Here is a 22,593-nt window from a genome sequence, read left to right on the forward strand (position 1 = left end):
GCGGGAAGAATGTCGGACATGACGTCCACCGCTGATGCTCCGCGGTCGCCCGGGCGACCGCGGAGCATCCGTGCCGACGAGGCGATCATCGAGGCCACCCTCGACCTGCTCGCCGAGGGCAGCACCATCGAGGCGCTCTCGATCGAGGCGATCGCCGCTCGCGCCGGAGTCGGCAAGGCCACCATCTACCGCCGCTGGGCGGGCAAGGACGCCCTGCTGCTGGACGCGCTACGTCGCCTCAAGGGCGTCCTGGCGCAGCCGGCCGGGCACTCGGTCCGCGACGACCTGGTGCTGCTGGTCGGCGCGATCGGCAAGAACGTCGACCCGCGCGCACCGAAGATCATGCCCTGTCTCGCATCCGCCGTGAACCGCGATTCGGATCAGTTCCAGCTCTACCAGAACATCATCTCGCCCCGCCGGCAGCTGATGCGCGAGGTGCTGCGGCGCGGCATCGACGAGGGAGTGCTCCGGGGCGACATCGACCTCGAGGTGACCATGGCGCTGCTCACCGGGCCGATGCTGATCCAGCGGGTGCTCCAGTGGAACCCGGACCTGGACGAGCAGACACTGCCCGAGCGGGTCGTCGACGCCGTGCTGCAGGGCATTCAGGTCCGCTGAGCAGGCCGCTGGTCAGCGAGCCGGCGGCTGCCTACCGGCGGTCGCCGGCTGGCGTCGGTCGATCAGCGGCCTGCCGGCTCTCGCTCACTGGCGGTCGTGGGCCGGCGTCGGTCGGTCAGCCGGCCGATGCGCGCAGCCGGTGCAGGCGCAGCGCGAGCTGCACCTCCAACGCCCGCTCGGGCCGCTGCCAGTCCGCGCCGAGCAGCTGCCCGACCCGCTCCAACCGCTGGGTCACCGTGTTCACGTGCACGTGCAGCTGCTCGGCGGCGCGGGCCAGACTGCCACCCACCCCGAAGTACGCCTCCAACGTCCGCACCAGAGCCGTGCCCCGCCGGGCGTCGTAGTCGACCACCGGTCCGACCGTGGTGCGGAGGAACTGGGCCACGTCCGTCTCGCCCCGGTCCCCGACCGTGCCCAGCAGTAACCCGACGAAGCCCAGCTCGGCGGTGCTTGCCCCCTGGCCGGTCCGGCCCAACGCGCCGAGCGCCGTCAGACACCGGTCCGCCTCGTGGAAGGTCCCGGCCAGCGCCGCCGGCCCGTTCGACGGGCCGCTCGCCCCGGCGGTCACCGGACGGCCAGTTACCCGGGACAGGTCCCGGGCAACCGCGCGAGCGCTGCCGCCCGCGTCCAACCCCGGCAGCATCAGCACCACCCGGCCGTCGCGCGCCGCGGCCAGCCCGCCGCGCGCCGAGGCGTACGTGGTGGCCCAGGAGAGCACCCGCTGCCGGGCCGAGCCGGTCGCCGCGATCGCGTCGTCGCCCACCGCCACCAGCACGTGGGGCGCGTCCAGGTCCACGCCGAGCCGGCGAGCCCGACTGCGCAACGCGTCGGTGTCCCGCAGCGGACGGGCGATCAGGTCGTCCAGCAGCTCGCCACGCACCCGCCCCTCCGCCTCCGCGACCGTCCGGCGGAACAGCAGCAGCAGCGCGGTCACCAACGCGGCCCGCTCCAGAATCCGCTGGTCGGCGTCGACCAACTCGTCGTCCGGACGCAGCACCAGGGCGCCCAGGTTCTCCGCGCCCGCCACCACCGCCGCGTACCAGAGTGGACCCCGGCGCACACTGCGCCCCTCGGTCCGCGACGCCGCCACCGCCTCCACGATGTCCGCCCGGTCCGGCTCGTCGATCTCACCCACCCGGGCCAGCAGGCGGCCCTCGGCGTCCAACGCCAGCAGCGCACCACCCAGCACCTCGGTCACCGCCGCCGCCACGTCCTCCACCCCGCCGCCGCGCAGCACCAGCGCCGTCATCCGGTCGTGTGCCGCCGCGGCCCGCTCCACCGAGCTGCTGTGCGCCCGGATGGTGGTGTTCGCCGCCGACAACTCGGCCAACGCCGAGCGGGTCTCGGTCAGCAGCCGGGCCGTGTCGATCGCCACGGCGGCGTGCGCGGCCAGCGAGACCAGCAGCGCCACCTCCTCCCGGACGAACGGCCGCGCCGAACGGTTGGCCGCGTAGAGCACACCGATCGAGGTGGAACCGAGCCGCAGCGGCACCCCGAGGATCGCCACCAGACCCTCCTCGCCCACCCCGGCGTCGATCTCCCCGGTGTGGTGGAAGCGCGCGTCCTCGCCGTAGTTGCCGGTGACGTACGGTGCGCCGGACTGGGCCACCAGACCACCCAGGCCGGCACCCATCGGCAGCCGCAACCGCTGGAAACGGGCCGACACCGACCCGTCGGTCACCCGCATGTACGTGTCACCGCGCTCGTCGTCGTTGAGCGTCATGTAGGCCACGTCCGCGCCGAGCAGGTTGCGGGCCCGGTGCACGATCGCCCGCAGCACGTCGTCCAGGTCGCGCAGCCCGGCCAGGTCGCTGACCGTGTCGTACAGGCCGGACAGCTCGGACTCCCGGCGACGGCGACGCTCCAGCAGCGCGCGGACCCGCAACGCCACCGACCTGGCCTGCTCCAGCTCGGCCAGCCGCTCCGGCGGCAACCCCGCGGCCCGCGCGGCCACCAACGGTCCCTCGAACTCGACCGCCGCGGCCTCACGGGCGAGCAGCTCCAGGAACTCCACCGGCGATGACATGGTCGACATTGTGCTCAGCCCCACTAGTTGGCCGTCCAGCCCCCGTCGAGGGCGATCGACGCGCCGGTGATGAACGCCGCCGGCGGCGAGCAGAGGTACGCCAACAGTTCGGCGACCTCCTCCGGTTCGATCAGGCGCTTGATCGCGGCCCGGGCCAGCATGATCTTCTCGATCACCTCGGCCTCGTCGATGCCGTGGCTGGCCGCCTGGTCGGCGATCTGGCTCTCCACCAGCGCGGTGCGCACGTACGCCGGGTTGATGCAGTTTGCGGTCACCCCGTGCGCGGCGCCCTCCAATGCCACCACCTTCGACAGCCCCTCCAGCGCGTGCTTCGCCGAGACGTAGGCCGCCTTGTACGGCGACGCGCGCAGCCCGTGCACCGAGGAGATGTTGACGATCCGACCCCAGCCCCGGGCGTACATGTGCGGCAGCGCGCGACGGATCAGCAGGAACGGCGCCTCCACCATCACCCGCTGGATGTACTCGAAGCGCTCGACGGGAAAGTCCTGCAGCGGCGCGACGTGCTGGAGCCCGGCGTTGTTCACCACGATGTCCACGTCCACGTCGAGGCGGTCCACCGCCTCGACGTCGGACAGGTCCACACCCTCGGCCCGGCCGCCCACCTCCGCAGCCACCGCCTTGGCCGCCTCCAGGTCGCGATCCACCACGAGCACCGTGGCGCCGGCCGCGCCCAGCCGCAGGGCGCACGCCCGCCCGATGCCGCCGCCGCCCCCGGTGACCAGGGCGGTCCGACCGGCGAGGTCGAGCTGTACGACGTGGGGGACCGCCACGGGTTCTGCCGTCATGGCGCAAGAAGTTACGAGCTGTGTGCTCCCCGGCACATGGGTCAGCGACACATACTCCGTACCAAAGCTGTGTGGCCCACCCGCCCTCGCTGCCCGCCCTCGCTGCCCGCTCCCGCTCCCATCCGTGTCGCGGGCGGCCGTCCCGGGTTTCGTCGGCGGCTTCTGTCGCGCGGGACCGTCGTCGCCTTCGCTCCCGTCGTGCGCGGCCGTCCCGTGGCCGTCGCGGCCGTCCCGTGGCCGTCGCTGTCGCACGTGGCTGTCCCCGCCTCGGTCGCTGTCGCGCGCGGCCGTTTCCGCCGCCGTCCCGCCGCCTCTCGCGCCGCAAGATCGCGCAGTAACCAGGATGTAGTGGCGTCCTGGTGCTTCGTGGCCACTACATCCTGGTTCGAGCGTGACCTTGCCTCTGGGCGCTCCGAACCCCCGCTCTCGGCCGGCCGAGCCTGGTGCGCGTCGTCAAGATCCGCGCAATATCAGGGATGTTGCTGTCTCTGCGGCGTCGGAGGCAGCAACTTCGGGGATGTTGTAAGGATCTTGGCGCGGTGCGCGGTGCGCGGTGCGCGGTGCGCGGTGCGGGGCGGGGCGGGGTGGCGCCTGGGCGCGGGGCGGGCGGCGTGGCACGTGGGTCGCGCGGACGGACGCCCAGGGTGGGCGTGGCGGCGGGAGGGCGTGTCCCGTGGGGCTGGTGGGAAGGGCGCCGGTTAGGGTGTCGAACACACGTACTGCTGACGGCTGGGGAGGGGGCGGCGTGCGGGTGCTGGGGGTCGACCCGGGGCTGACCCGGTGCGGGGTGGGTGTGGTCGAGGGTGTGCCCGGGCGTCCCTGCACTCTGATCGCCTACTACGTGGTCTACACCGACCCGGCCGACGACCTGGCGCTGCGCCTGCTGCACCTGGACCGGTCACTGGGCAAGTTGGTCGCCGAGCACCAGCCGGAGAGCGTCGCCGTCGAGCGGGTGTTCAGTCAGCACAACGTGCGTACGGTGATGGGCACCGCGCAGGCCAGTGGCATCGCCGTGCTGGCCGGGGCGCGCGCCGGACTGCCGGTGCAGACGTACACGCCGAGCGAGGTGAAGGCGGCGGTGACCGGGTCCGGTCAGGCGGACAAGGCGCAGATGACCGCGATGGTCACCCGGCTGTTGCGGCTCGCCGAACCGCCCAAGCCGGCCGACGCGGCCGACGCGCTCGCCCTGGCCATCTGCCACGTGTGGCGTGGCGGGACCCGCTCCAAGCTGGCCGCAGCGGCCGACCGGGCACGACGAGGAGGAGTCTCCTAGTGGTGACGCAGGAGGATCGTCCGGCCTGGTTCGGCTTCGATGCTCTGGAGCAAGTCAGGTGAAGGTCACTCCATCCGCTCAGTGATGAGCAAGCGAGAGGAAGCAGGAGCACGATGATCGCCAGCGTGCGCGGCACGGTGACCGCGACGGGTCCGGACCAGGCCGTGATCGAGGTTGGCGGTGTCGGCCTCGCCGTGCACTGCGCCCCCGGCACCCTCGCGGAGCTGCGGGTCGGTCAGGTTGCCCGGCTCGCCACCAGCCTGATCGTGCGGGAGGATTCGCTGACCCTCTACGGCTTCGCCGACGACGACGCCAAGTCGCTGTTCGAGTTGCTCCAGACCGCCAGCGGGGTGGGTCCGCGACTGGCGCAGGCGGTGCTTGCCGTGCACAGCCCGGACGCGGTGCGCAAGGCGATCGCCAACGCTGACACGGCCGCCCTGACCCGGGTGCCCGGGATCGGCAAGAAGGGCGCCGAGCGCCTGGTGCTGGAGCTGCGCGACCGGATCGGCCCGGTGCCGATCGGCGTCGACGGGGTGACCGGAGTGACCCGCGGTAGCTGGCCGGACCAGGTTCGGCAGGCGCTGGTCGGGCTGGGTTGGACGGCTGGCCAGGCCGATCAGGCGGTGGCCGCGGTGGCCGAGTCGATCGAGGGTGAGACGCCGCCGGTGCCGGTCCTGCTCAAGCAGGCCATCCGCCTGCTGGGTCGGACCCGATGAGCGCCCGGCGGCAACGGAAGGCGGCAGGGTGAGCGCGAGAAGTGAGCCGGGGTTGCGAGCCCCGCAGTCGCGAGTGAAGGCGGCAGGGTGAGCGCGAGGAGCGAGCCGGGGTTGCGAGCCCCGCAGTCGCGAGTGAAGAGGGCACGGTGAGCGAGACCGACGGGCTTGTCTCGGCGTACGTCAGTGACGCCGACCGGGACGCGGAGGCCACGGTCCGGCCGAGGCGGTTGGCGGAGTTCATCGCCCAGGACCGGGTGCGTGATCAGCTCGACCTGTTGTTGCAGGGCGCGATGCGGCGGGGGTCGCCACCGGATCACATCCTGCTCTCCGGCCCGCCCGGTCTGGGTAAGACGAGTCTGGCCAACATCGTCGCCGCCGAGCTGGGCGCGGGTATCCGGGTGACAAGTGGCCCGGCGATCGAGCGTTCCGGGGACCTGGCGGCGATCCTGACCAGTCTCACCGAGGGCGATGTGCTCTTCATCGACGAGATCCACCGCATCGCGCGTCCGGCCGAGGAACTGCTGTACAGCGCGATGGAGGACTTCCGGGTCGACGTGGTGGTCGGTAAGGGGCCGGGGGCGACGGCGATCCCGCTGGATGTCGAGCCGTTCACCCTGGTCGGCGCGACGACCCGCTCGGGTCTGTTGACCGGTCCGATGCGGGACCGGTTCGGGTTCGTCGCCCACCTCGACTTCTACGCTCCGGCGGATCTGGAGACGCTGCTGCACCGTTCGGCGCGGATCCTGGGGGTGCCGATCACCCCGGAGGGCGCGACCGAGATCGCCGGTCGGTCCCGGGGCACGCCGCGGATCGCCAACCGGTTGCTGCGCCGGGTCCGCGACTACGCCGAGGTGCGGGCCGACGGCGTGGTCGATCTCGACACCGCCCGTGCGGCGCTGATCGTGTACGACGTGGACGCGCTCGGGTTGGACCGGTTGGACCGTGCGGTGCTGACCGCGTTGGTCGACTCGTTCCGGGGCGGTCCGGTGGGTCTGTCCACCCTTGCCGTGGCGGTGGGGGAGCAGCCGGACACGGTCGAGGAGGTCTGCGAGCCGTTTCTGGTCCGTGCCGGTCTGTTGGCCCGTACGCCGCGGGGGCGGGTGGCCACGGAGGCCGCCTGGCGGCATCTGGGGCGCACTCCGCCGAATGGTACCTTTGGCATGGATAGTCCACCTGTGCCCGATCTGTTCTCGATGGATACCGAACAGCCGTGATGTGAACGTGATCTGTGCCGCATTCGGTGTTCTCAGGTGCAGGGTTTAGACTTCGCCGCGGTCTGTACAGGACGTGAGATTCCGCCTCCGCTCCGGCGCCAGTGCCGGGCCGGTGGCCAGTGGGAAGGTCAGTAACCGTGGATTACATAGCAGCGGGCCCCTCAGGTGGCGGCATCACGCCGATCCTGATGATCGTCCTGCTCTTCGGTGTCATGTACTTCATGATGATCCGACCCCAGCAGAAGCGCCGCCGCGAGGCTGAGTCGATGCAGTCCGGGCTAGGCCCGGGCGACGAGGTCGTCACCATCGGTGGGCTCTACGGCACGGTCACCGGCATCGAGGACGACACCGTCCTGATCGAGGTCGCTCCGGGCGTGCAGACCCGCTACGCGCGGGCCGCCATCGCCCGGGTGGTCACCCGCGCGGAGCTGCCGAGCGAGCCGGTCAGTGGGGACGCCGACGTCATCAAGGAGTGACGTCTTCTCCGGGGGCGGCGAGTCCGGCGTACGGCCGGTCGACCGGCTTCCGGGACACCGCGCCCGACGGGGCAGCGGACGAGACGTGAAAACTGGATAGTTGGGTCGACGTCGGGCGTCGGCACGTCCCATCACCATCGGCGTTCCGCGCCGGGTGTCCGGGCCGCGTGTCGGCATCTCGTCGGCTCAGGTCAGCCCGTCAGCCGGGACCCCCGGCCCGACACCGCCGCCGCTGCGCACAGCGGCGCCACCGCACAGGGAGACAGGACAGCCGTGGCACCACCTCAGGGACAGATGCGCCCCGGGCGGCAGCTCGCCGTGCTCGGGTTCATCTTCGTCGTCCTCTATCTTCTGGTGTTCTTCTCGGGTGCCAGCGGCAGCCTGAAGGATCGGCTCGAGCCCCGGCTCGGTCTGGACCTCATCGGCGGCACCCGGATGACGTTGGAGGCGAGAAACAGCATCGGCGGCAAGGCGCCGACGGCGGAGAATCTCGAGGAGGCTCGTCAGATCATCGAGAGCCGGGTCAACGCGTTCGGCGTGGCCGAGGCCGAGGTGGTCACCGAGGGCAACCGGAACATCGTCATCTCCCTGCCCGGTGAGAACCGCAACCTGGACAACGTGGGCAACGCCGCCGAGCTGCGGTTCCGCAAGGTGCTCAAGGGTGCCGACGGCAGCGGGACGGCCGCCGTGCCGCCGCCGGCCGCGCCCACCCCGTCCGGCAGCGCCGTCCCCAACCCGTCCGGCAGCGCGACGCCGTCCGGCGGCGCCACCCCGACCCCGTCGGGCAGCGGCACTCCGAAGATAACCTCGTCGCCCAGCGGCGGTCAGGGTGGAATGGCCCCGGCGCCCAGCGCCACGCCGACTCCGTCCGCGTCCGCCTCGGCGTCGGCGAGTGCCGCCGCGCCCAGCGCCGGTGCCAGCGAGGAGCCGGTGTCGGCCAGCATCGAGGAGCAGCGCAAGGCCGTCGAGCAGAAGGTCGGCGCCGCCGCCTGGCAGGCCGCCAACGGTCTGCAGGCCCCGGCCGACCTGGCCGCCGACCCGTCGCTCGCCGACAAGCTCAAGCCGTTCGGCACGCTGTCGCCGCAAGAGGTCGCCGTGCTGTCGGCGCAGATGCAGTTCAACGTGCCGACCATCGGCTGCAAGCAGCTCGACGAGCGCCCCCCGGCGTCGATCTCCGACCCGAAGCAGCAGGTCGTCTCCTGCGAGGACGGCGCCTCGAAGTACCTGCTCGATCAGGCCAAGGTGCTGGGCACCGACGTGTCCGACGCCGACGCGGTGCTCGACCAGACCAACGCCTGGGTGGTCAGCCTCGACTTCAAGGGCGACGGTCAGGGCAAGTGGACCGACCTCACCCGGGAGTCGTTCAACAACGAGGGCCAGGCCTGCGACGCGACCGCACTCGGCCAGGACGGCAAGTGCCGGGTCGCCGTGGTGCTGGACAACGAGATCGTCTCCTCCCCGGAGATCCAGGGTGTGCTGACCGGCAACTCCCAGATCACCGGCAACTTCAACCAGAAGGACGCCAGCGCGCTCGCCGGCCAGCTGCGCTTCGGCGCGCTTCCGGTGACGTTCAAGCAGCAGGAGGCGCAGAACGTCACCGCCACGCTGGGTGCCAGCCACCTGCGCGCCGGCCTGCTCGCGGCCGGCATCGGCATGCTGCTGGTCATCATCTACTCGTTCTTCTACTACCGGCTGCTCGGCTCGGTGATCTTCCTGAGCCTGATCCTCTCCGCGCTGTTGGTCTTCGGCGCGCTCGTGGTGCTCGGCCGGCAGATCGGCTTCACGCTCACCCTCGCCGGCATCGCCGGCATGATCGTCTCGCTCGGTGTGGCGGCGGACTCGTTCGTCATCTACTTCGAACGACTGAAAGACGAGATCCGCGAGGGCCGCAGCCCGCGTAGCGCGGTGCCGCGCGCCTGGATGCGGGCCCGCCGCACGATCATCTCGGCCAACGCGATCACCCTGCTCTCCGCCGTGGTGCTCTACGTGGTCTCGGTCGGCACGGTCAAGGGCTTCGCCTTCGCTCTCGGTCTGGCCACCGTGCTGGACCTGGTCGTGGTCTTCCTCTTCCGGCACCCGATCATGACGATGTTCGCCCGCACCCGGGCGTTCCTGTCCCCGCGGGTCAGCGGTCTGGGCCGGGCGCTTCCGGCTCGCAACCAGCCGACTCAGCCCCGCAACCCGCGCGCCAAGGAGGCCTGAGATGGCTGAAAACGGTCTGGCGAGCCGCCTCTACAACGGCGAGGCCGGTCTCGACATCGTCGGCCGCCGCAAGCTCTGGTTCAGCGTCGCCGGCACCCTGATCCTGATCGCGCTGCTCAGTTTCGGCCTGCGCGGGTTCAGCCTCGGCATCGAGTTCGCCGGCGGCAACTCGTTCCAGGTGCCGGCCAGTGTCGGCACCCTGGAAGACGCCGAGCGGGAGGTCAACTCGGCCCTCGCCGCCCAGAACACCGGCATCAAGGTGGCCACCGCGCAGAAGGTCGGCGGCACCGGCGGTGACACCTACGAGCTGCGGACGCCGCAGCTCAGCGCCGAGCAGACCAACGCGGTCAGGGGTCAGATCGCCGAGGATCTGGGGATCAACGCGGACCAGATCAGCGGTAACCAGGTCAGCGAGGCGTGGGGCAGCCAGGTGACCCAGCGGGCCGTACTCGGTCTGGTCATCTTCATCGCGCTGGTGATGGTCTACCTGATCCTGCGCTTCGAGTGGCGGATGGCCATCGCGGCCGTCGCGTCGCTGTTCACCAACCTGATCCTCACCGCCGGCATCTACTCGCTCGTCGGCTTCGAGGTCACCCCGTCGACGATCATCGGGTTCCTCACGATCCTGGGCTTCGCGCTCTACGACGTGGTGGTGGTCTTCGACAAGGTCCAGGAGAACACTCGCGGCATCACCGCCAACAACAACCAGACGTACGGCGAGGCGGCCAACCTGGCCGTCAACCAGAGCCTGATGCGGTCGCTGAACACCTCGGTGGTCGCCCTGCTGCCGGTCGGCGGTCTGCTCTTCATCGGTGCCGGCCTGCTCGGCGCCGGCACGTTGAAGGACCTCGGCCTGGTGCTGTTCGTCGGTATGGCGGTGGCGTTCCTGACCTCCATCCTGGTGGCCACGCCGCTGCTGGCCCTGCTGAAGAACTACGACCCGCGGATCCAGGCGCACAACAAGCGCGTCCTGGCCCGGCGGGGCGGGCTCGCCCGGGGCGAGGTCACCGGCAAGGGCGCGGTGAGCCCGACCCAGGGTCAGGTGACCGAGGAGTCGCTCGACCCGGACGCTGCCGCGCTGGCCGGCGCTGCGCCCAAGGTGGGTGCCCGCCCGGCGGGCAAGCGGCCGTCCGGTGCCCGGGGCGGTCGCCCCGGTGGTGGCGGCAACCGGCCGGGTGGCGCCAAGCGGCGCTGACCCGCCTGGCGCCAAGCGGCGCTGACCCGCCACGACACAACCGAACGGCGTCCGGCATGCTGTGCGAGCAGCACTGCCGGACGCCGTCGTCGTTGAAGGAGAGCGAAACAGCCATGACGGAGACCCACAGCACCGCGGCGCGCGGGGACAGCGGCCCGGAGGCCGCCCGACTGGTCGCCAGTCGGGTGCTGGACGTGCCCGACTTCCCCAAGCCCGGCGTCATGTTCAAGGACCTGATGCCGCTGTTCGCCGACGGGAAGGCGTTCCGCGAGGTGATCGACGGGATCGTCGCGTACCACGGTCGGGACGCCTTCGACGTGGTGGTCGGCATCGAGGCGCGCGGGTTCGTCGTCGCCGCGGCCGTGGCGTACGCGGCCGGGGTCGGCGTGGTGCCGGTCCGGAAGGCCGGCAAGCTGCCCCGCCCGGCGCACTCGGTCTCCTACGCGCTCGAATACGGCGAGGCCACTCTCGAGGTGCACGAGGACGCCTTCACCGCCGGGCACCGGGTGCTGGTGGTCGACGACGTGTTGGCGACCGGCGGCACCGCCGAGGCGACGCTGGACCTGGTGGAGCGGGCCGGCGGCACCGTCAGCGGTTTCACCGTGCTGCTGGAGCTCGGTTTCCTGGGTGGGCGCGAGCGGTTGGCGCCGCGTCCCGTCCATGCCCTGCTGACTGTTTGAGCCGTTCGGTGGCGGGCTGACCGTTTGGTGGCGGACTGGTCGGTCGGAGCCTGCGCCGACCGTCCGGCGGAGCGGCAGCGGACCGTGCGTGCGGGTAGCATTGCCCATTGCTGACGCCGGCGGTACGTCGTCCGGCGGAGCGAGACCAGGCCGGCCGATTGTTCGGCAGGTGTTTTCCCGGCGAGCGGTGAGGAGGCCGGTGTCCCACGATGTCGTCCCTCCGGCGGAGGGCACGGTGCACCCGACAGGCGACGCTGACGGCACGGTGACCGACCGGGCAGGCGACGCGCCAGCCCGGGTCACGGGCGCCGGCAGCGGCTCTGGCCGGGCTGCGGGCGAGAGCGCGGTACGTCCGATCAGCGGCCCGCCGAGCGTCGAGGCGTCCCCTGGCGCCGACGGGGTGGTGGTGCCGTTCCCGAGCGACGCCGGCGTCGACCCGTCGCCGAGCGGTGGCTTCGGGCTGTCCAACGCGCCCACTGGGCGGCGGGTGCGGGCCCGGTTGGCCCGGTTCAACGCGCCCTGGCAGACCTCCCAGGTCAGTGAGGTGCTGGAGCCGCTCATCGCGAGCCACCGGGACAACCATCCCAAGGCCGATGCCCGGCTGCTCCAGCGCGCCTTCGACACGGCCGCGCGGTGGCACTCCGGGCAGTACCGCAAGTCCGGTGACCCGTACATCACGCACCCGCTCGCGGTGGCGACCATCCTCGGCAACCTGGGGATGGACACCACCACGCTCGTCGCCGCGCTGCTGCACGACACCATCGAGGACACCGAGTACACCCTCGACGCCATGCGCGCCGACTTCGGCGGCGAGGTCGCCCTGCTGGTCGACGGCGTCACCAAGCTCGACAAGGTCAAGCTGGGTGACGCGGCCAAGGCCGAGACGATCCGCAAGATGGTCGTGGCGATGGCCAAGGACCCGCGGGTGCTGGTGATCAAGTTGGCCGACCGGCTGCACAACATGCGCACCCTGACCTTCCTGCCCCGCCCCAAGCAGGAGCAGAAGGCCAAGGAGACGTTGGAGATCCTGGCGCCGTTGGCGCACCGGCTCGGTATGAACACGATCAAGTGGGAGCTGGAGGACCTGTCCTTCGGTACGTTGTTCCCCAAGCGCTACGAGGAGATCAACCGGCTGATCGGGGAGCACCAGCCGCAGCGCGAGACGCTGTTGCGGCAGGTCACCCAGAAGGTCGGCACCGACCTCAAGGCCGCCAAGATCAAGGCGGAGACCACCGGCCGGCCGAAGCACCTCTACTCGATCTACCAGAAGATGATCGTGCGGGGTCGTGACTTCAACGACATCTACGACCTGGTCGGGGTGCGGATCCTGGTCGACACGGTTCGAGACTGCTACGCGGCGCTGGGCGTCATCCACGCCAACTGGCAGCCGGTCCCGGGCCGGTTCAAGGACTACATCGCGATGCCCAAGTTCAACATGTACCAGTCGTTGCACACGACTGTCATCGGGCCCACCGGCAAGCCGGTGGAGATGCAGATCCGCACGTACGCGATGCACCGCACCGCGGAGTTCGGCATCGCCGCGCACTGGAAGTACAAGGAACACAAGGGCACCCAGATCGTCGGCCCGCCGGCGCACATCGACGAGATGACCTGGCTGCGGCAGTTGCTCGACTGGCAGCGGGAGGCGGCCGACCCGAGCGAGTTCCTGGACGCGCTGCGCTTCGACCTGTCCAGCCAGGAGGTGTACGTCTTCACCCCGAAGGGTGACGTCATCCCGCTGCCGACCGGGTCGACGCCCGTGGACTTCGCGTACGCGGTGCACACCGAGGTGGGGCACAAGTGCATCGGGGCGCGGGTCAACGGCAAGCTGGTGCCGTTGGAGTCGACGCTGTCCAACGGCGACGTGATCGAGATCTTCACCTCGAAGTCCGAGACCGCCGGCCCGACACAGGACTGGCTGGGCTTCGTCAAGAGCCCGCGGGCGCGTACGAAGATCCGCCAGTACTTCAACAAGGAGCGGCGCGAGGAGGCGATCGAGGCCGGCAAGGACGCGATCGTCAAGGCGATGCGCAAGCAGGGCATGCCGTTGCAGCGGATGCTCACCTCCGACGCGCTCATGTCGATCGCGCGGGACCTGCACCTGGCCGACGTGGCGTCGCTCTACGCGGCGGTCGGTGACAGTCAGGTCTCCGCGCAGTCGGTGGTGCAGAAGCTGATGGCCGCGTACGGCGGCGAGGAGGGCGCGGCGGAGGACATCGCCGAGACCGCCGTCGCCACCCGGCCACCGCGCAGCCGCCAGAGCAGCAACGACCCCGGTGTCGTGGTCCGCGGCGTCAGCGACGTCTGGATCAAGCTGGCCCGCTGCTGCACCCCGGTCCCCCCGGATTCGGTCTTCGGGTTCGTCACCCGCTCCGGCGGGGTGAGCGTGCACCGCGACGACTGCGCCAACGCCGAGGACCTGCGGGCCCAGAGCGAGCGGGTGGTCGAGGTGAGTTGGAAGCTCACCTCCGCCTCGACCTTCCTGGTCGCCATCCAGGTCGAGGCACTGGACCGGCACAAGCTGCTGGCCGACGTCACCCGGGTGCTCTCCGACGAGCGGGTCAACATCCTCTCCGCCACCGTCACCACCACCCGCGACCGGGTGGCGGTGAGCCGGTTCAGCTTCGAGATGGCCGATCCGAAGCACCTGGGCCACCTGCTGGCGACGGTCCGCAAGGTGGACGGCGTCTTCGACGCGTACCGGGTCACCTCCGGCGCCTGACGCGTACCCCGGACACAGAGGCGCCCGCCGGCTAAGCCGGCGGGCGCCTCGTCGTCAGCGCGAGTGTCAGCCCTGCGGTGGGCTCATCGCGAGGTCCTTGATGATGACCTCCTTCTTCGGGTGGCCACCACCGGCCTGCTGGGCGAACGCCCCGTCATCGCCGGCCTTGGCCACGTCCTTGACGATGTCCATGCCGCCGGTGATGGTGCCCAGCACCGTGTACGCCGGGTCCAGCGGCGAGTCGCCGTAGACGATGAAGAACTGGCTGCCGGTGCTGCCCGGATCCTGCGACTTGGCCATCGCGATGACACCGTCCGGGTACGGCGGGCGCTTGTCGGTGGGCAGGTTCTCCTCGGCCATGCGGTAGCTCGGGCCGCCCTGGCCGTCGGTGTCCCGCCAACCGTTGCCGGTGGCGCTGGGGTCGCCGCACTGCAACACCTTGATGCCCTCGCTCACGAGGCGGTGGCACTTGGTGTTGTCGAAGAAGTTCTTCTCCGCGAGGTAGCTGAAGCTGCCCGCCGTGCACGGCACCTTCGACCGGTCGACCTTGGCCGTGATCGGGCCCAGGTTGGTGTCGATCGTCATGGTCTGCACGCCGGTGGCGGACTGCTGGTTGCTCGGCAGCCCGACGTCCTTGATCTGTGGGGGCCGCTGTTCCTTCGGCAGCTCGTTGAAGGCGCACTCCGCCGCGCCGGCCGGCGCGGCGGCGTTCTTCTTGTCGTCGTCGCCGCCGCCGAGGCTCACCGCCAGCCAGACGGTGCCGGCGACCACGAGCACCAGCGCGCCTGCCGCGCTGACGATCGCCCGCGTCTGCCGGCGCTTGCGGGCCTTGGCCGCGCGCTCGGCCATCTCCTTCTCGAGCCGGGCGCGTGCCGCCGCGCGCTGCCGCTCTCTGGTGGACGTCACGCCTGGATCCTCCTGGCTGTCTGCTGCTGGGGTGCCGCTTGGGTGTGGGTGGTGGCGGCCGGTCAGCCGGCGCTGGGGCTGCTGGACGGCGCGCCGGAGGCCGACGGCACCGGCGCCGCCGCGGTGACCGGCTCACCGACGGTGAGGCTCTGGATCGTCACGTCGGTGCTGGGCTTGACCTTGGCCCCGGTCCCATTGTCCACGGTCGGGAGGGCGCCGATCTTCTCCACCACGTCCAGCCCGCCGGTCACCCGCCCGATCACCGGAAACTTCGGGTCGGCGGTGGTGAAGTCCTTGAAGAAGATCAGGAACTGGCTGCCGTTGCTGCCCGGCGGGTTGGCGATCATCGCCACGGTGCCCTTCGGGTACGTCGGCGGCTGGCCGGGAGCCGGGTTGGCCGACGGTGACGCCGACGGCACGGTCGGCAACTCCTCGTCGTAGAACGAGTAGGTCGGGCCGCCGAGGCCGGTGCCGCTCGGGTCGCCGCAGCGCAGCGCGCCGTCGGCGGTGATCTCGTGGCACTTGGTGTTGTCGTAGAACGACCGGCTCGCCAGGTGCGCGATGCTCGCCGCCGCGCAGGGCGAGTTGGTCAGGCTGAGCTCCGCGGTGATCGGCCCGCCCTGGTTGGTGGTCACCGTCATCGCCCGGGTGCCCTCGGTGGGCAGACCCTTGCTCTCCGGCGTGCCGACGTCCTTGAGGTTGGCGTTGGCCGAGGCGTCCTGCGGCGTCCAGAGGCAGGTGTCCTCGTTTGCCGTGTTCTGCTTGGAGTCGGAGTCGAACGCCCCGAGCGCCCAGGCGGAGCCGGCCACGACCAACACGAGGATCAGGGCGGCGCCCAGACCGGCCTGGATCTGCCGACGCCGCCGCGTGGCGGCGGCCCGCCGGGCCAACTGCCGGTCGAGCTTGGCCCGCGCCATTTTGCGCTGCCGGTCCCTGCTGGAAGCCACCGGTGCTCCCCTTTCCTCTACCTGGTCGTCGCCGGCGACCGGGCGTCCCGGCCCGTCCGGGCGTCACGTGTGCCGCGCCACACGCCCGCCAGAGTGTACGGCTAGTGACTGGGAAAGTGGTGTACGAGGTCCACCCCGTTCCGAGCAGCGCTTATCGGGCGATGTCACTGTGTCCCGCGGGGCGCGCGGGACGGACGCGGCAAACTCACTCGGCGCGCCCGTTAGGCTGCTGGGCAGGACGACAGCCGTTCGACGAAAGGACAGCGCCCGTGCTCGTGGCCGGCTTTCCCGCGGACGCCTTCGGCACCAACTGCTACGTGGTTGCCACCGCGCCGGGGGAGCAGTGCGTGGTGGTCGATCCCGGCATCGGGGTGCTCGACCAGCTCGACGCGCTGCTCGCCGAACACCGCCTGCATCCGGCCGCCGTGCTGCTCACCCACGGCCACCTCGACCACACCTTCTCGGTCGCGCCGGTCTGCGGTGCGCGGGGCATCACCGCCTACGTGCACCCCGGTGACCGGGAAATGCTGGCCGACCCGGCCAAGGGCCTCTCGACCGACCTGACGTCGCTGTTCGGCGGCCGACTGAGCTACACCGAGCCGGAGGACGTGGCCGAGTTGACCGACGGCGCCACCCTCACCCTCGCCGGCCTGGAGATCGCCGTCGACCACGCACCGGGCCATACCGGCGGGTCGGTGCTGTTCCGGCTGCCCGGCGCGGGCTCGGGCTGGGAGGCAGACGAGATCTGCCTGTCCGGCGACGTCCTCTTCGCCGGGTCCATCGGCCGCACCGACCTGCCGGGCGGGAGCATGCCGGCCATGCTTACCAGCCTGCGCGACAAGATCCTTCCGCTGGCCGACGACACGGTCGTGCTGCCCGGCCACGGCCCGAGCACCACCATCGGCCGCGAGCGCGCCAGCAACCCGTACCTCATCGAGGTGGCCGGCACGTCGCCGGCCGCTCCCACCCGGGGCCTCTAGATCTTTCGTCCGCGCCGCGCGCGGACCCACGACACCACCGCGCCGCGGGCGCGGCACCGCAAGGAGTACGCCGATGAGCAAGCCCACGCCCATCTCCGGCTTCCCGGAGTGGACCCCCGGCCAGCGGATGATCGAGCAGTTCGTGCTCGACAGGATCCGGGCCACGTTCGAGCTGTACGGCTTCGCGCCGCTGGAGACCCGCGCGGTGGAGCCGCTGGACCAACTGCTGCGCAAGGGCGAGACCTCGAAGGAGGTCTACGTGATCCGGCGGTTGCACGCCGACGCCGAGGGGGCGGGCGGCGACGACCAGCTCGGCCTGCACTTCGACCTGACCGTGCCGTTCGCCCGGTACGTGCTGGAGAACGCCGGCAAGTTGACCTTCCCGTTCCGCCGCTACCAGATCCAGAAGGTGTGGCGGGGGGAGCGGCCGCAGGAGGGGCGCTACCGGGAGTTCGTCCAGGCCGACATCGACATCGTCGACCGGGACACCCTGGCCCCGCACCACGAGGCGGAGATGCCGCTGGTCATCGGGGACGCGCTGCGGTCGCTGCCGATCCCGCCGGTGACCATCCAGGTCAACAACCGCAAGATCCCCGAGGGCTTCTACCGGGGTATCGGGCTCACCGACCCGGAGGCCGCGCTGCGGGCGATCGACAAGCTCGACAAGATCGGTCCGGTGAAGGTGGCCGAGCTGCTGGCCCAGACCGCCGGGGCGAGCGAGGCGCAGGCCAAGGCGTGCCTGGCGCTGGCCGAGATCTCCGCTCCGGACGCGTCGTTCGCCGACGCCGTGCGGGCGCTCGGGGTGAGCGACCCGCTGCTCGACGAGGGCATCGAGGAGCTGGTCCGGGTGGTGCAGACCGCCGCCGAGCACTCGCCCGGCCTGTGCGTGGCGGACCTGCGCATCGCCCGCGGCCTGGACTACTACACGGGCACCGTCTACGAGACCCAGCTGCGCGGCTACGAGCGGTTCGGCTCGATCTGCTCCGGCGGCCGGTACGACAACCTGGCCAGCGCCGGCGCTGTCTCGTACCCCGGGGTGGGTATCTCGATCGGGGTGACCCGGCTGCTCGGGTTGCTGTTCGGCGCGGGGGACCTGTCGGTGTCCCGCTCGGTGCCCACCTGTGTCCTGGTGGCGTTGGCCGACGAGGAGCACCGGCCGGCCAGTGGCCGGATCGCGGCGGCGCTGCGGTCCCGCGGCATCGCCACCGAGGTCTCGCCGAGCGCGGCGAAGTTCGGCAAGCAGATCCGTTACGCCGAGCGGCGCGGCATCCCGTACGTGTGGTTCCCGGGTGCCGACGGAGCGCCGGACGAGGTGAAGGACATCCGTTCGGGTGAGCAGGTCACGGCCGGTGCGGGGGAGTGGATGCCACCCCTGGCTGACCTCAAACCGACGGTCAGCTGAGTCTCACCACTGGCGCTCATGGCCGCGGGGACCTACGGTAGCGTAAGTTACGCCACCGTAGGGAGCTTCTCGTGACCGTCAGCACCACAGTCAGTCAGACCGCACTCCTCGTCGAGTTGGAGCCGGTGGTTGCCCGCAACCTCGACCGCCACCTCTCGCTCGCCAAGGAGTGGTTCCCGCACGAGTACGTGCCGTGGAGCGAAGGGCGGACCTTCGACGGGCCGCTCGGCGGCGAGGCGTGGTCACCGACCGACTCCACCATCCCCGACGTGGCCCGCACGGCGCTGATCGTGAACCTGCTGACCGAGGACAATCTGCCCTCGTACCACCACGAGATCGCCACCCTGTTCGGCCGGGACGGCGCGTGGGGCACCTGGGTGCACCGGTGGACCGCCGAGGAGGGTCGGCACGGGGTCGCGATCCGCGACTACCTGACCGTCACCCGGGCGGTCGACCCGGTGGCGTTGGAGCGGGCCCGGATGACGCACATGTCGGAGGGCTACACCAACGCCCACGGCGACGAGGTGCTGCACTCGCTGGCGTACGTCTCGTTCCAGGAGTTGGCCACCCGCATCTCGCACCGCAACACCGGCAAGGCCACCGGCGACCCCGCCTGTGAGGCACTGCTGGCCCGGGTGGCCGCCGACGAGAACCTGCACATGGTCTTCTACCGCAACCTGCTCGCCGCCGCGTTCGAGCTGGCCCCGAGTCAGGCCATGCGGGCCGTCGCCGACGTGGTGGCCGACTTCCAGATGCCGGGCTCCGGCATCGACGGGTTCGCCCGCAAGTCGGTGGCGATCGCCCTGGCGGGCATCTACGACCTGCGCCAGCACCGCGACGAGGTGCTCCAGCCGGTGCTGCGTCAGTGGGACGTCTTCAACGTGACAGGTCTCGACGGCGACGGCGAAGCCGCCCGCGAGCAGCTAGCGGCCCAACTGGACAACCTGGACAAGGCAGCGAGCCGCTTCGAGGAGAAGCGCGACGCGAGAGCCGCCCGCCTAGCCCTCCGCTAACCCACCCACCCCCCACTCCCCACCCCCCCACCCCCCACTCCCCACTCCCCACTTCCCTGCCACCACCCCCGGCTCCACTCCGTTGATCATGGAGTTATAGCCACTCGCGCCGGCGTGTCAGCGCTATAACTCCATGATCAACGCGCTGTGGGGGTGGGCGGCGTGGGAGGGGAGGGGAGGGGGTTGGGAGGGGAGGGTTGGGGGTCAGGGTTGGGGGAGGATCAGGCAGGTGCTGGTGGCGTGGGCTGTCAGGCGGCCGTTGGCGTCGGTGATGCGGGCCTCGGCCAGGGCCGTCCGGTTGCCGCGTTGCAGCACCGTCCCCGTGCAGCGCAGGGTGCCGCTGGCGACCGTGACCGGGCGGAGGAACTTCACGTTGAGGTCCAGCGAGGTGTAGCCGACGCCGGCCGGCAGGGTGCTGTGCACGGCGCAGCCCGCGGCGGTGTCCAGCAGTGTCGAGAGGACACCGCCGTGGACGGTGCCGAGCGGGTTGTAGTGGAACTCCTGCGGGGTCAGCTCGACGACCACCACGCCCTCGTCGGCCGCCATCCGGGTCATGTCGATGAGGTGCATCACCGGTGGTGCGGCCAGCTCGCCGGCGATCATCGCCCGGAGCATGTCGAGGCCACTGCGTCGACCGATCTGAGCGGCGTTGACCGCCGGGTCCGCCCAGGTGAAGGTACGGCTGCGCGCTGGCTCCTGAGTCTGCGTCATGGACGCAGCCTGGCAGCAGGTTGCTGAGTCTGTCAACGAGACCTAGCCTGGTCGGATGCGACCCGCAGCACTGGACTGGTCGGTGGAGAACTGCACCATCGCCCGCGCCATGGAGATCCTCGGTGAGCGGTGGACGGTTGTGGTGCTCCGCGAGGTGTTCACCGGCATCCGCCGCTTCGACGACATGCGGGTGCGTACCGGCATCCCGCGGCAGGTGCTGACCAAGCGGTTGGCCAGCCTGGTCGAGCAGGGCGTGCTGCGCCGCGAGCCGTACCGGGAGCCGGGCAGTCGGCTGCGCCACGAGTACCGGTTGACGGAGAAGGGTCTGGATCTCTGGCCGGTCCTGGTGGCCGTGCTCGGGTGGGGTGACCGGTACCTCGCCGACGCCGAGGGTTCGCTGTTGACCGTCACTCACCGTGACTGCGATGCGCCGGTGCGCCTCGAGTTGCGCTGTGCCGACGGACACGACGTGGGGCGGATGCGCGACGTGGTGTCGCGCCCCGGTCCCGGCGCCCGCCGCCGGACCCCCTGACGCGCGACACCCGCGCCAGACCGACGCCGCAAGGCATCGACGATCATGCTCACACAGGGCGGGTTGAGTGTGACGGTGGCTGTTCGCCATCGTGTCGGTGGTGTTGCGGAGATGTGGCCGGCCGCGTTCGCTGAATCCGGGCGGAATCGAGCCTTGTTAATGATCTTAAGTATGTGAATACTTCAGTGCACTTGGCCGGTTTCCCCAGATCGGCCGGGTGCCCTCGGGTCAGCCGACCTCGGCGAGACCCGCTCCCCCGCCCAGGAGGTTGTTACATGCGACCCACGAGGTCCACATTCCGCGTTGCGGCCACTGTCGCCGTTTCCGGAAGCCTGGTCGTCGGCGCGCTCATCGGCGCACCGGCCCAGGCCGCGCCCGCCGCATCGCCCGACGCCGCGGCCGCGCTGTCCGCGCAACTCGGCGACCGCTCGGCCGGCTCGTACATCGACGCCAGCGGCAGGTCCGTCGTCACGGTGACCGACGCGGCCGCCGCGAGCGCGGCGAACAAGGCCGGCGCGGCCGTCCGCTACGTCACCCGCGGTGCCGGCGAACTCAACCGGGCCACCGCCGACCTGGAGCGCTCCGCGAAGATCCCGGGCACCGCCTGGTGGAGCGACCCGGTCACCAATCAGGTCGTCGTCTCCGTCGACAGCACCGTCACCGGCGCCAAGCTGGAGCGGGTCAGGGCCGCCGCCGCGCGGGCCAACGGCGCGGTCCGCGTCGAGGCCGAGGCGGGTGTGCTGAGCACCCGGATCTCCGGCGGCCAGGCCATCTACGCGGGCGGGGGCGGGCGCTGCTCGCTCGGCTTCAACGTGCGCAGCGGCAGCACCTACTCCTTCGTGACCGCCGGGCACTGCACCAACATCTCCGCCAACTGGTACTCGAACTCCGCCCAGACCGCCCTCATCGGCACGCGGACCGGCACCAGCTTCCCGGGCAACGACTACGGCATCGTGCGGCACAGCAACTCGGCGAACGCCGCCGGCAACGTCTACCTCTACAACGGCAGCTACCGGGACATCACCGGCGCCGGCAACGCGTCCGTCGGCCAGTCGGTGCAGCGCTCCGGCAGCACCACCGGCCTGCGCGGCGGCACGGTGAACGCGACGAACGCCACGGTCAACTACGCCGAGGGTTCGGTCTCCGGCCTGATCCGTACCAACGTCTGCGCCGAGCCGGGCGACAGCGGCGGCTCGCTGTTCGCCAACACCACGGCCCTGGGCATGACCTCCGGCGGCAGTGGCAACTGCCGCACCGGCGGCACGACCTTCTTCCAGCCCGTCACCGAGGCCCTGAGCCGCTACGGCGTCAGCGTCTTCTGATCCCGTCACCGCCCGCGGGCCGCCGGAAACACTCCGGCGGCCCGTTCGCTGTGTAAGCACCCGAACCCGCGATGCTCGGCAGTCCCGCGCGGAAGGAGACCAGCTCAGGCGTGCCCGGCAAGCCGGTGCCGTGCGCCCGGCGCCCGCGACGTCGGTCAGCTCGGCCCGGAGGATCTCGGCCGCCGCTGAGCGGCCAGCGCGGTGAGCACGGCGGCCAGCGGCACGGCCGTCTCGGCGGCCGCCAGAGACCGTTCCGTCAGGCCGATCAGTGCGCCGTCGGTGAAGAGCTCGACGGCGAACCAGCCGAGCAGCCCGAGCAGGACCGCCGTCACCGCGAGCGGTATCCAGTGTGCGGGACCGCTCGGAGCCGACCCGTCGGGCGAATGGCGGTCGTCCCGGCCCGGGGACGCCGCTCGACGGGGCACGGCCAGCGCCGGCCAGACAGCCAACGCCACGAACGCCACACCAGCGGCTACGACGTGAATCGTCGAGCCATCCCCTGGACGCTGCGGAAACGCGACAAGCACCAGGGTGGCCAGACCGCCCAGCGCGAGCAGCCCTCGGCCCGCCGGAGCGGCGGTAACCAGGCCGAGCGCGGTCATCAAGTGACAGAGGCCCAGGCCGGCCAGCCCGATCGTCATGATCCAGCGGTGGTCGGCACCCGTGGCGGTAAGCGCGCTGATGGTCTGCCGGACCGGATCGAACCCGTCAGGTTGGGCGGCCTGCGCCAGCGTCCAGCCCCCGATGAGAAACAGCGGTGCGCCACCGGCCGACAGCAGGGTCCAGCGGGGAACGGCGGACATCTGGCGATCGTAGCGGTGCGAAAGAAGGAGCTCCCCGGGCCGACACCTC

Annotated in this window: 20 protein-coding genes; 14 read left to right on the top strand and 6 right to left on the bottom strand. The window is 71.1% G+C overall.

The window, feature by feature from the left end:
• Window positions 1-9 precede the first annotated feature (9 nt).
• Complete coding sequence (locus tag AB0C25_RS20510) at window positions 10-618, top strand: TetR/AcrR family transcriptional regulator (protein ID WP_357375346.1); 609 nt, start codon at window positions 10-12, stop codon at window positions 616-618.
• Between the two features lie 115 nt (window positions 619-733).
• Here the strand turns inward: AB0C25_RS20510 and AB0C25_RS20515 are convergent, their stop codons facing one another.
• Both AB0C25_RS20515 and AB0C25_RS20520 read right to left on the bottom strand, forming a co-directional pair.
• The gene (locus tag AB0C25_RS20515; RefSeq protein WP_357375347.1) at window positions 734-2,653 is read right to left on the bottom strand and encodes a helix-turn-helix domain-containing protein; all 1,920 of its coding nucleotides are present in this window, start codon (window positions 2,651-2,653) and stop codon (window positions 734-736) included.
• Between the two features lie 14 nt (window positions 2,654-2,667).
• Window positions 2,668-3,450, bottom strand: coding sequence for a 3-hydroxybutyrate dehydrogenase (locus AB0C25_RS20520; RefSeq protein ID WP_357375349.1), 783 nt, complete (start codon window positions 3,448-3,450; stop codon window positions 2,668-2,670).
• A 745-nt stretch (window positions 3,451-4,195) separates the two neighbouring features.
• Here AB0C25_RS20520 and ruvC point away from each other — a divergent pair.
• The 8 genes from ruvC (at window position 4,196) to AB0C25_RS20560 (ending at window position 13,928) form a co-directional block, all read left to right on the top strand.
• Entirely contained in the window at window positions 4,196-4,723 is a 528-nt protein-coding gene (gene ruvC / locus AB0C25_RS20525) for a crossover junction endodeoxyribonuclease RuvC (RefSeq protein WP_357375351.1), read from the top strand.
• Between the two features lie 113 nt (window positions 4,724-4,836).
• Window positions 4,837-5,439, top strand: a complete 603-nt coding sequence (gene ruvA, locus AB0C25_RS20530; RefSeq protein WP_357375354.1) for a Holliday junction branch migration protein RuvA — start codon at window positions 4,837-4,839, stop codon at window positions 5,437-5,439.
• A gap of 146 nt (window positions 5,440-5,585) precedes the next feature.
• The gene (ruvB, locus tag AB0C25_RS20535; protein ID WP_357375356.1) at window positions 5,586-6,653 is read left to right on the top strand and encodes a Holliday junction branch migration DNA helicase RuvB; all 1,068 of its coding nucleotides are present in this window, start codon (window positions 5,586-5,588) and stop codon (window positions 6,651-6,653) included.
• A 137-nt stretch (window positions 6,654-6,790) separates the two neighbouring features.
• On the top strand, window positions 6,791-7,129 hold the full coding sequence (gene yajC / locus AB0C25_RS20540; protein WP_357375358.1) for a preprotein translocase subunit YajC: 339 nt from the start codon (window positions 6,791-6,793) through the stop codon (window positions 7,127-7,129).
• A gap of 273 nt (window positions 7,130-7,402) precedes the next feature.
• The gene (secD, locus tag AB0C25_RS20545) at window positions 7,403-9,331 is read left to right on the top strand and encodes a protein translocase subunit SecD (protein WP_357375360.1); all 1,929 of its coding nucleotides are present in this window, start codon (window positions 7,403-7,405) and stop codon (window positions 9,329-9,331) included.
• Between the two features lies 1 nt (window position 9,332).
• Window positions 9,333-10,526 carry a protein translocase subunit SecF gene (gene secF, locus AB0C25_RS20550; protein WP_357375362.1) on the top strand — a complete coding sequence of 398 codons (1,194 nt, stop codon included), beginning with the start codon at window positions 9,333-9,335 and terminating at the stop codon, window positions 10,524-10,526.
• Window positions 10,527-10,639: 113 nt separating this feature from the next.
• A complete protein-coding gene (locus AB0C25_RS20555; protein ID WP_357375365.1) occupies window positions 10,640-11,206 on the top strand; it encodes an adenine phosphoribosyltransferase in 567 nt (188 codons plus the stop codon).
• A gap of 199 nt (window positions 11,207-11,405) precedes the next feature.
• On the top strand, window positions 11,406-13,928 hold the full coding sequence (locus AB0C25_RS20560) for a bifunctional (p)ppGpp synthetase/guanosine-3',5'-bis(diphosphate) 3'-pyrophosphohydrolase (protein WP_357375367.1): 2,523 nt from the start codon (window positions 11,406-11,408) through the stop codon (window positions 13,926-13,928).
• Window positions 13,929-13,994: 66 nt separating this feature from the next.
• Here AB0C25_RS20560 and AB0C25_RS20565 read toward each other — a convergent pair whose 3' ends face one another.
• Window positions 13,995-14,834 carry a peptidylprolyl isomerase gene (locus AB0C25_RS20565; RefSeq protein WP_357375369.1) on the bottom strand — a complete coding sequence of 280 codons (840 nt, stop codon included), beginning with the start codon at window positions 14,832-14,834 and terminating at the stop codon, window positions 13,995-13,997.
• Window positions 14,835-14,896: 62 nt separating this feature from the next.
• A complete protein-coding gene (locus AB0C25_RS20570) occupies window positions 14,897-15,781 on the bottom strand; it encodes a peptidylprolyl isomerase (RefSeq protein ID WP_357375371.1) in 885 nt (294 codons plus the stop codon).
• Window positions 15,782-16,050: 269 nt separating this feature from the next.
• Here AB0C25_RS20570 and AB0C25_RS20575 point away from each other — a divergent pair, with 269 nt between their 5' ends.
• From AB0C25_RS20575 to AB0C25_RS20585, 3 genes are all read left to right on the top strand, one after another.
• Complete coding sequence (locus AB0C25_RS20575; RefSeq protein WP_357375373.1) at window positions 16,051-16,761, top strand: MBL fold metallo-hydrolase; 711 nt, start codon at window positions 16,051-16,053, stop codon at window positions 16,759-16,761.
• A 73-nt stretch (window positions 16,762-16,834) separates the two neighbouring features.
• The gene (gene hisS, locus AB0C25_RS20580; RefSeq protein ID WP_357375375.1) at window positions 16,835-18,163 is read left to right on the top strand and encodes a histidine--tRNA ligase; all 1,329 of its coding nucleotides are present in this window, start codon (window positions 16,835-16,837) and stop codon (window positions 18,161-18,163) included.
• Window positions 18,164-18,234: 71 nt separating this feature from the next.
• Complete coding sequence (locus AB0C25_RS20585; protein WP_357375377.1) at window positions 18,235-19,176, top strand: acyl-ACP desaturase; 942 nt, start codon at window positions 18,235-18,237, stop codon at window positions 19,174-19,176.
• Between the two features lie 204 nt (window positions 19,177-19,380).
• Here AB0C25_RS20585 and AB0C25_RS20590 read toward each other — a convergent pair whose 3' ends face one another.
• Window positions 19,381-19,887 (bottom strand): PaaI family thioesterase, encoded by a 507-nt coding sequence (locus tag AB0C25_RS20590; protein WP_357375379.1) that lies wholly within the window; start codon window positions 19,885-19,887, stop codon window positions 19,381-19,383.
• Window positions 19,888-19,942: 55 nt separating this feature from the next.
• On the opposite strand from AB0C25_RS20590, the gene AB0C25_RS20595 reads away from it, so the two are divergent.
• A complete protein-coding gene (locus AB0C25_RS20595; RefSeq protein WP_357375381.1) occupies window positions 19,943-20,419 on the top strand; it encodes a helix-turn-helix domain-containing protein in 477 nt (158 codons plus the stop codon).
• Window positions 20,420-20,694: 275 nt separating this feature from the next.
• The gene (locus tag AB0C25_RS20600; RefSeq protein ID WP_357375383.1) at window positions 20,695-21,741 is read left to right on the top strand and encodes a S1 family peptidase; all 1,047 of its coding nucleotides are present in this window, start codon (window positions 20,695-20,697) and stop codon (window positions 21,739-21,741) included.
• Between the two features lie 155 nt (window positions 21,742-21,896).
• Here AB0C25_RS20600 and AB0C25_RS20605 read toward each other — a convergent pair whose 3' ends face one another.
• A complete protein-coding gene (locus AB0C25_RS20605) occupies window positions 21,897-22,544 on the bottom strand; it encodes a DUF998 domain-containing protein (protein ID WP_357375386.1) in 648 nt (215 codons plus the stop codon).
• Window positions 22,545-22,593: the final 49 nt, after the last annotated feature.

The sequence above is a fragment of the Micromonospora sp. NPDC048839 genome (assembly GCF_040649915.1).
Classification (GTDB): Bacteria; Actinomycetota; Actinomycetes; order Mycobacteriales; family Micromonosporaceae; genus Micromonospora.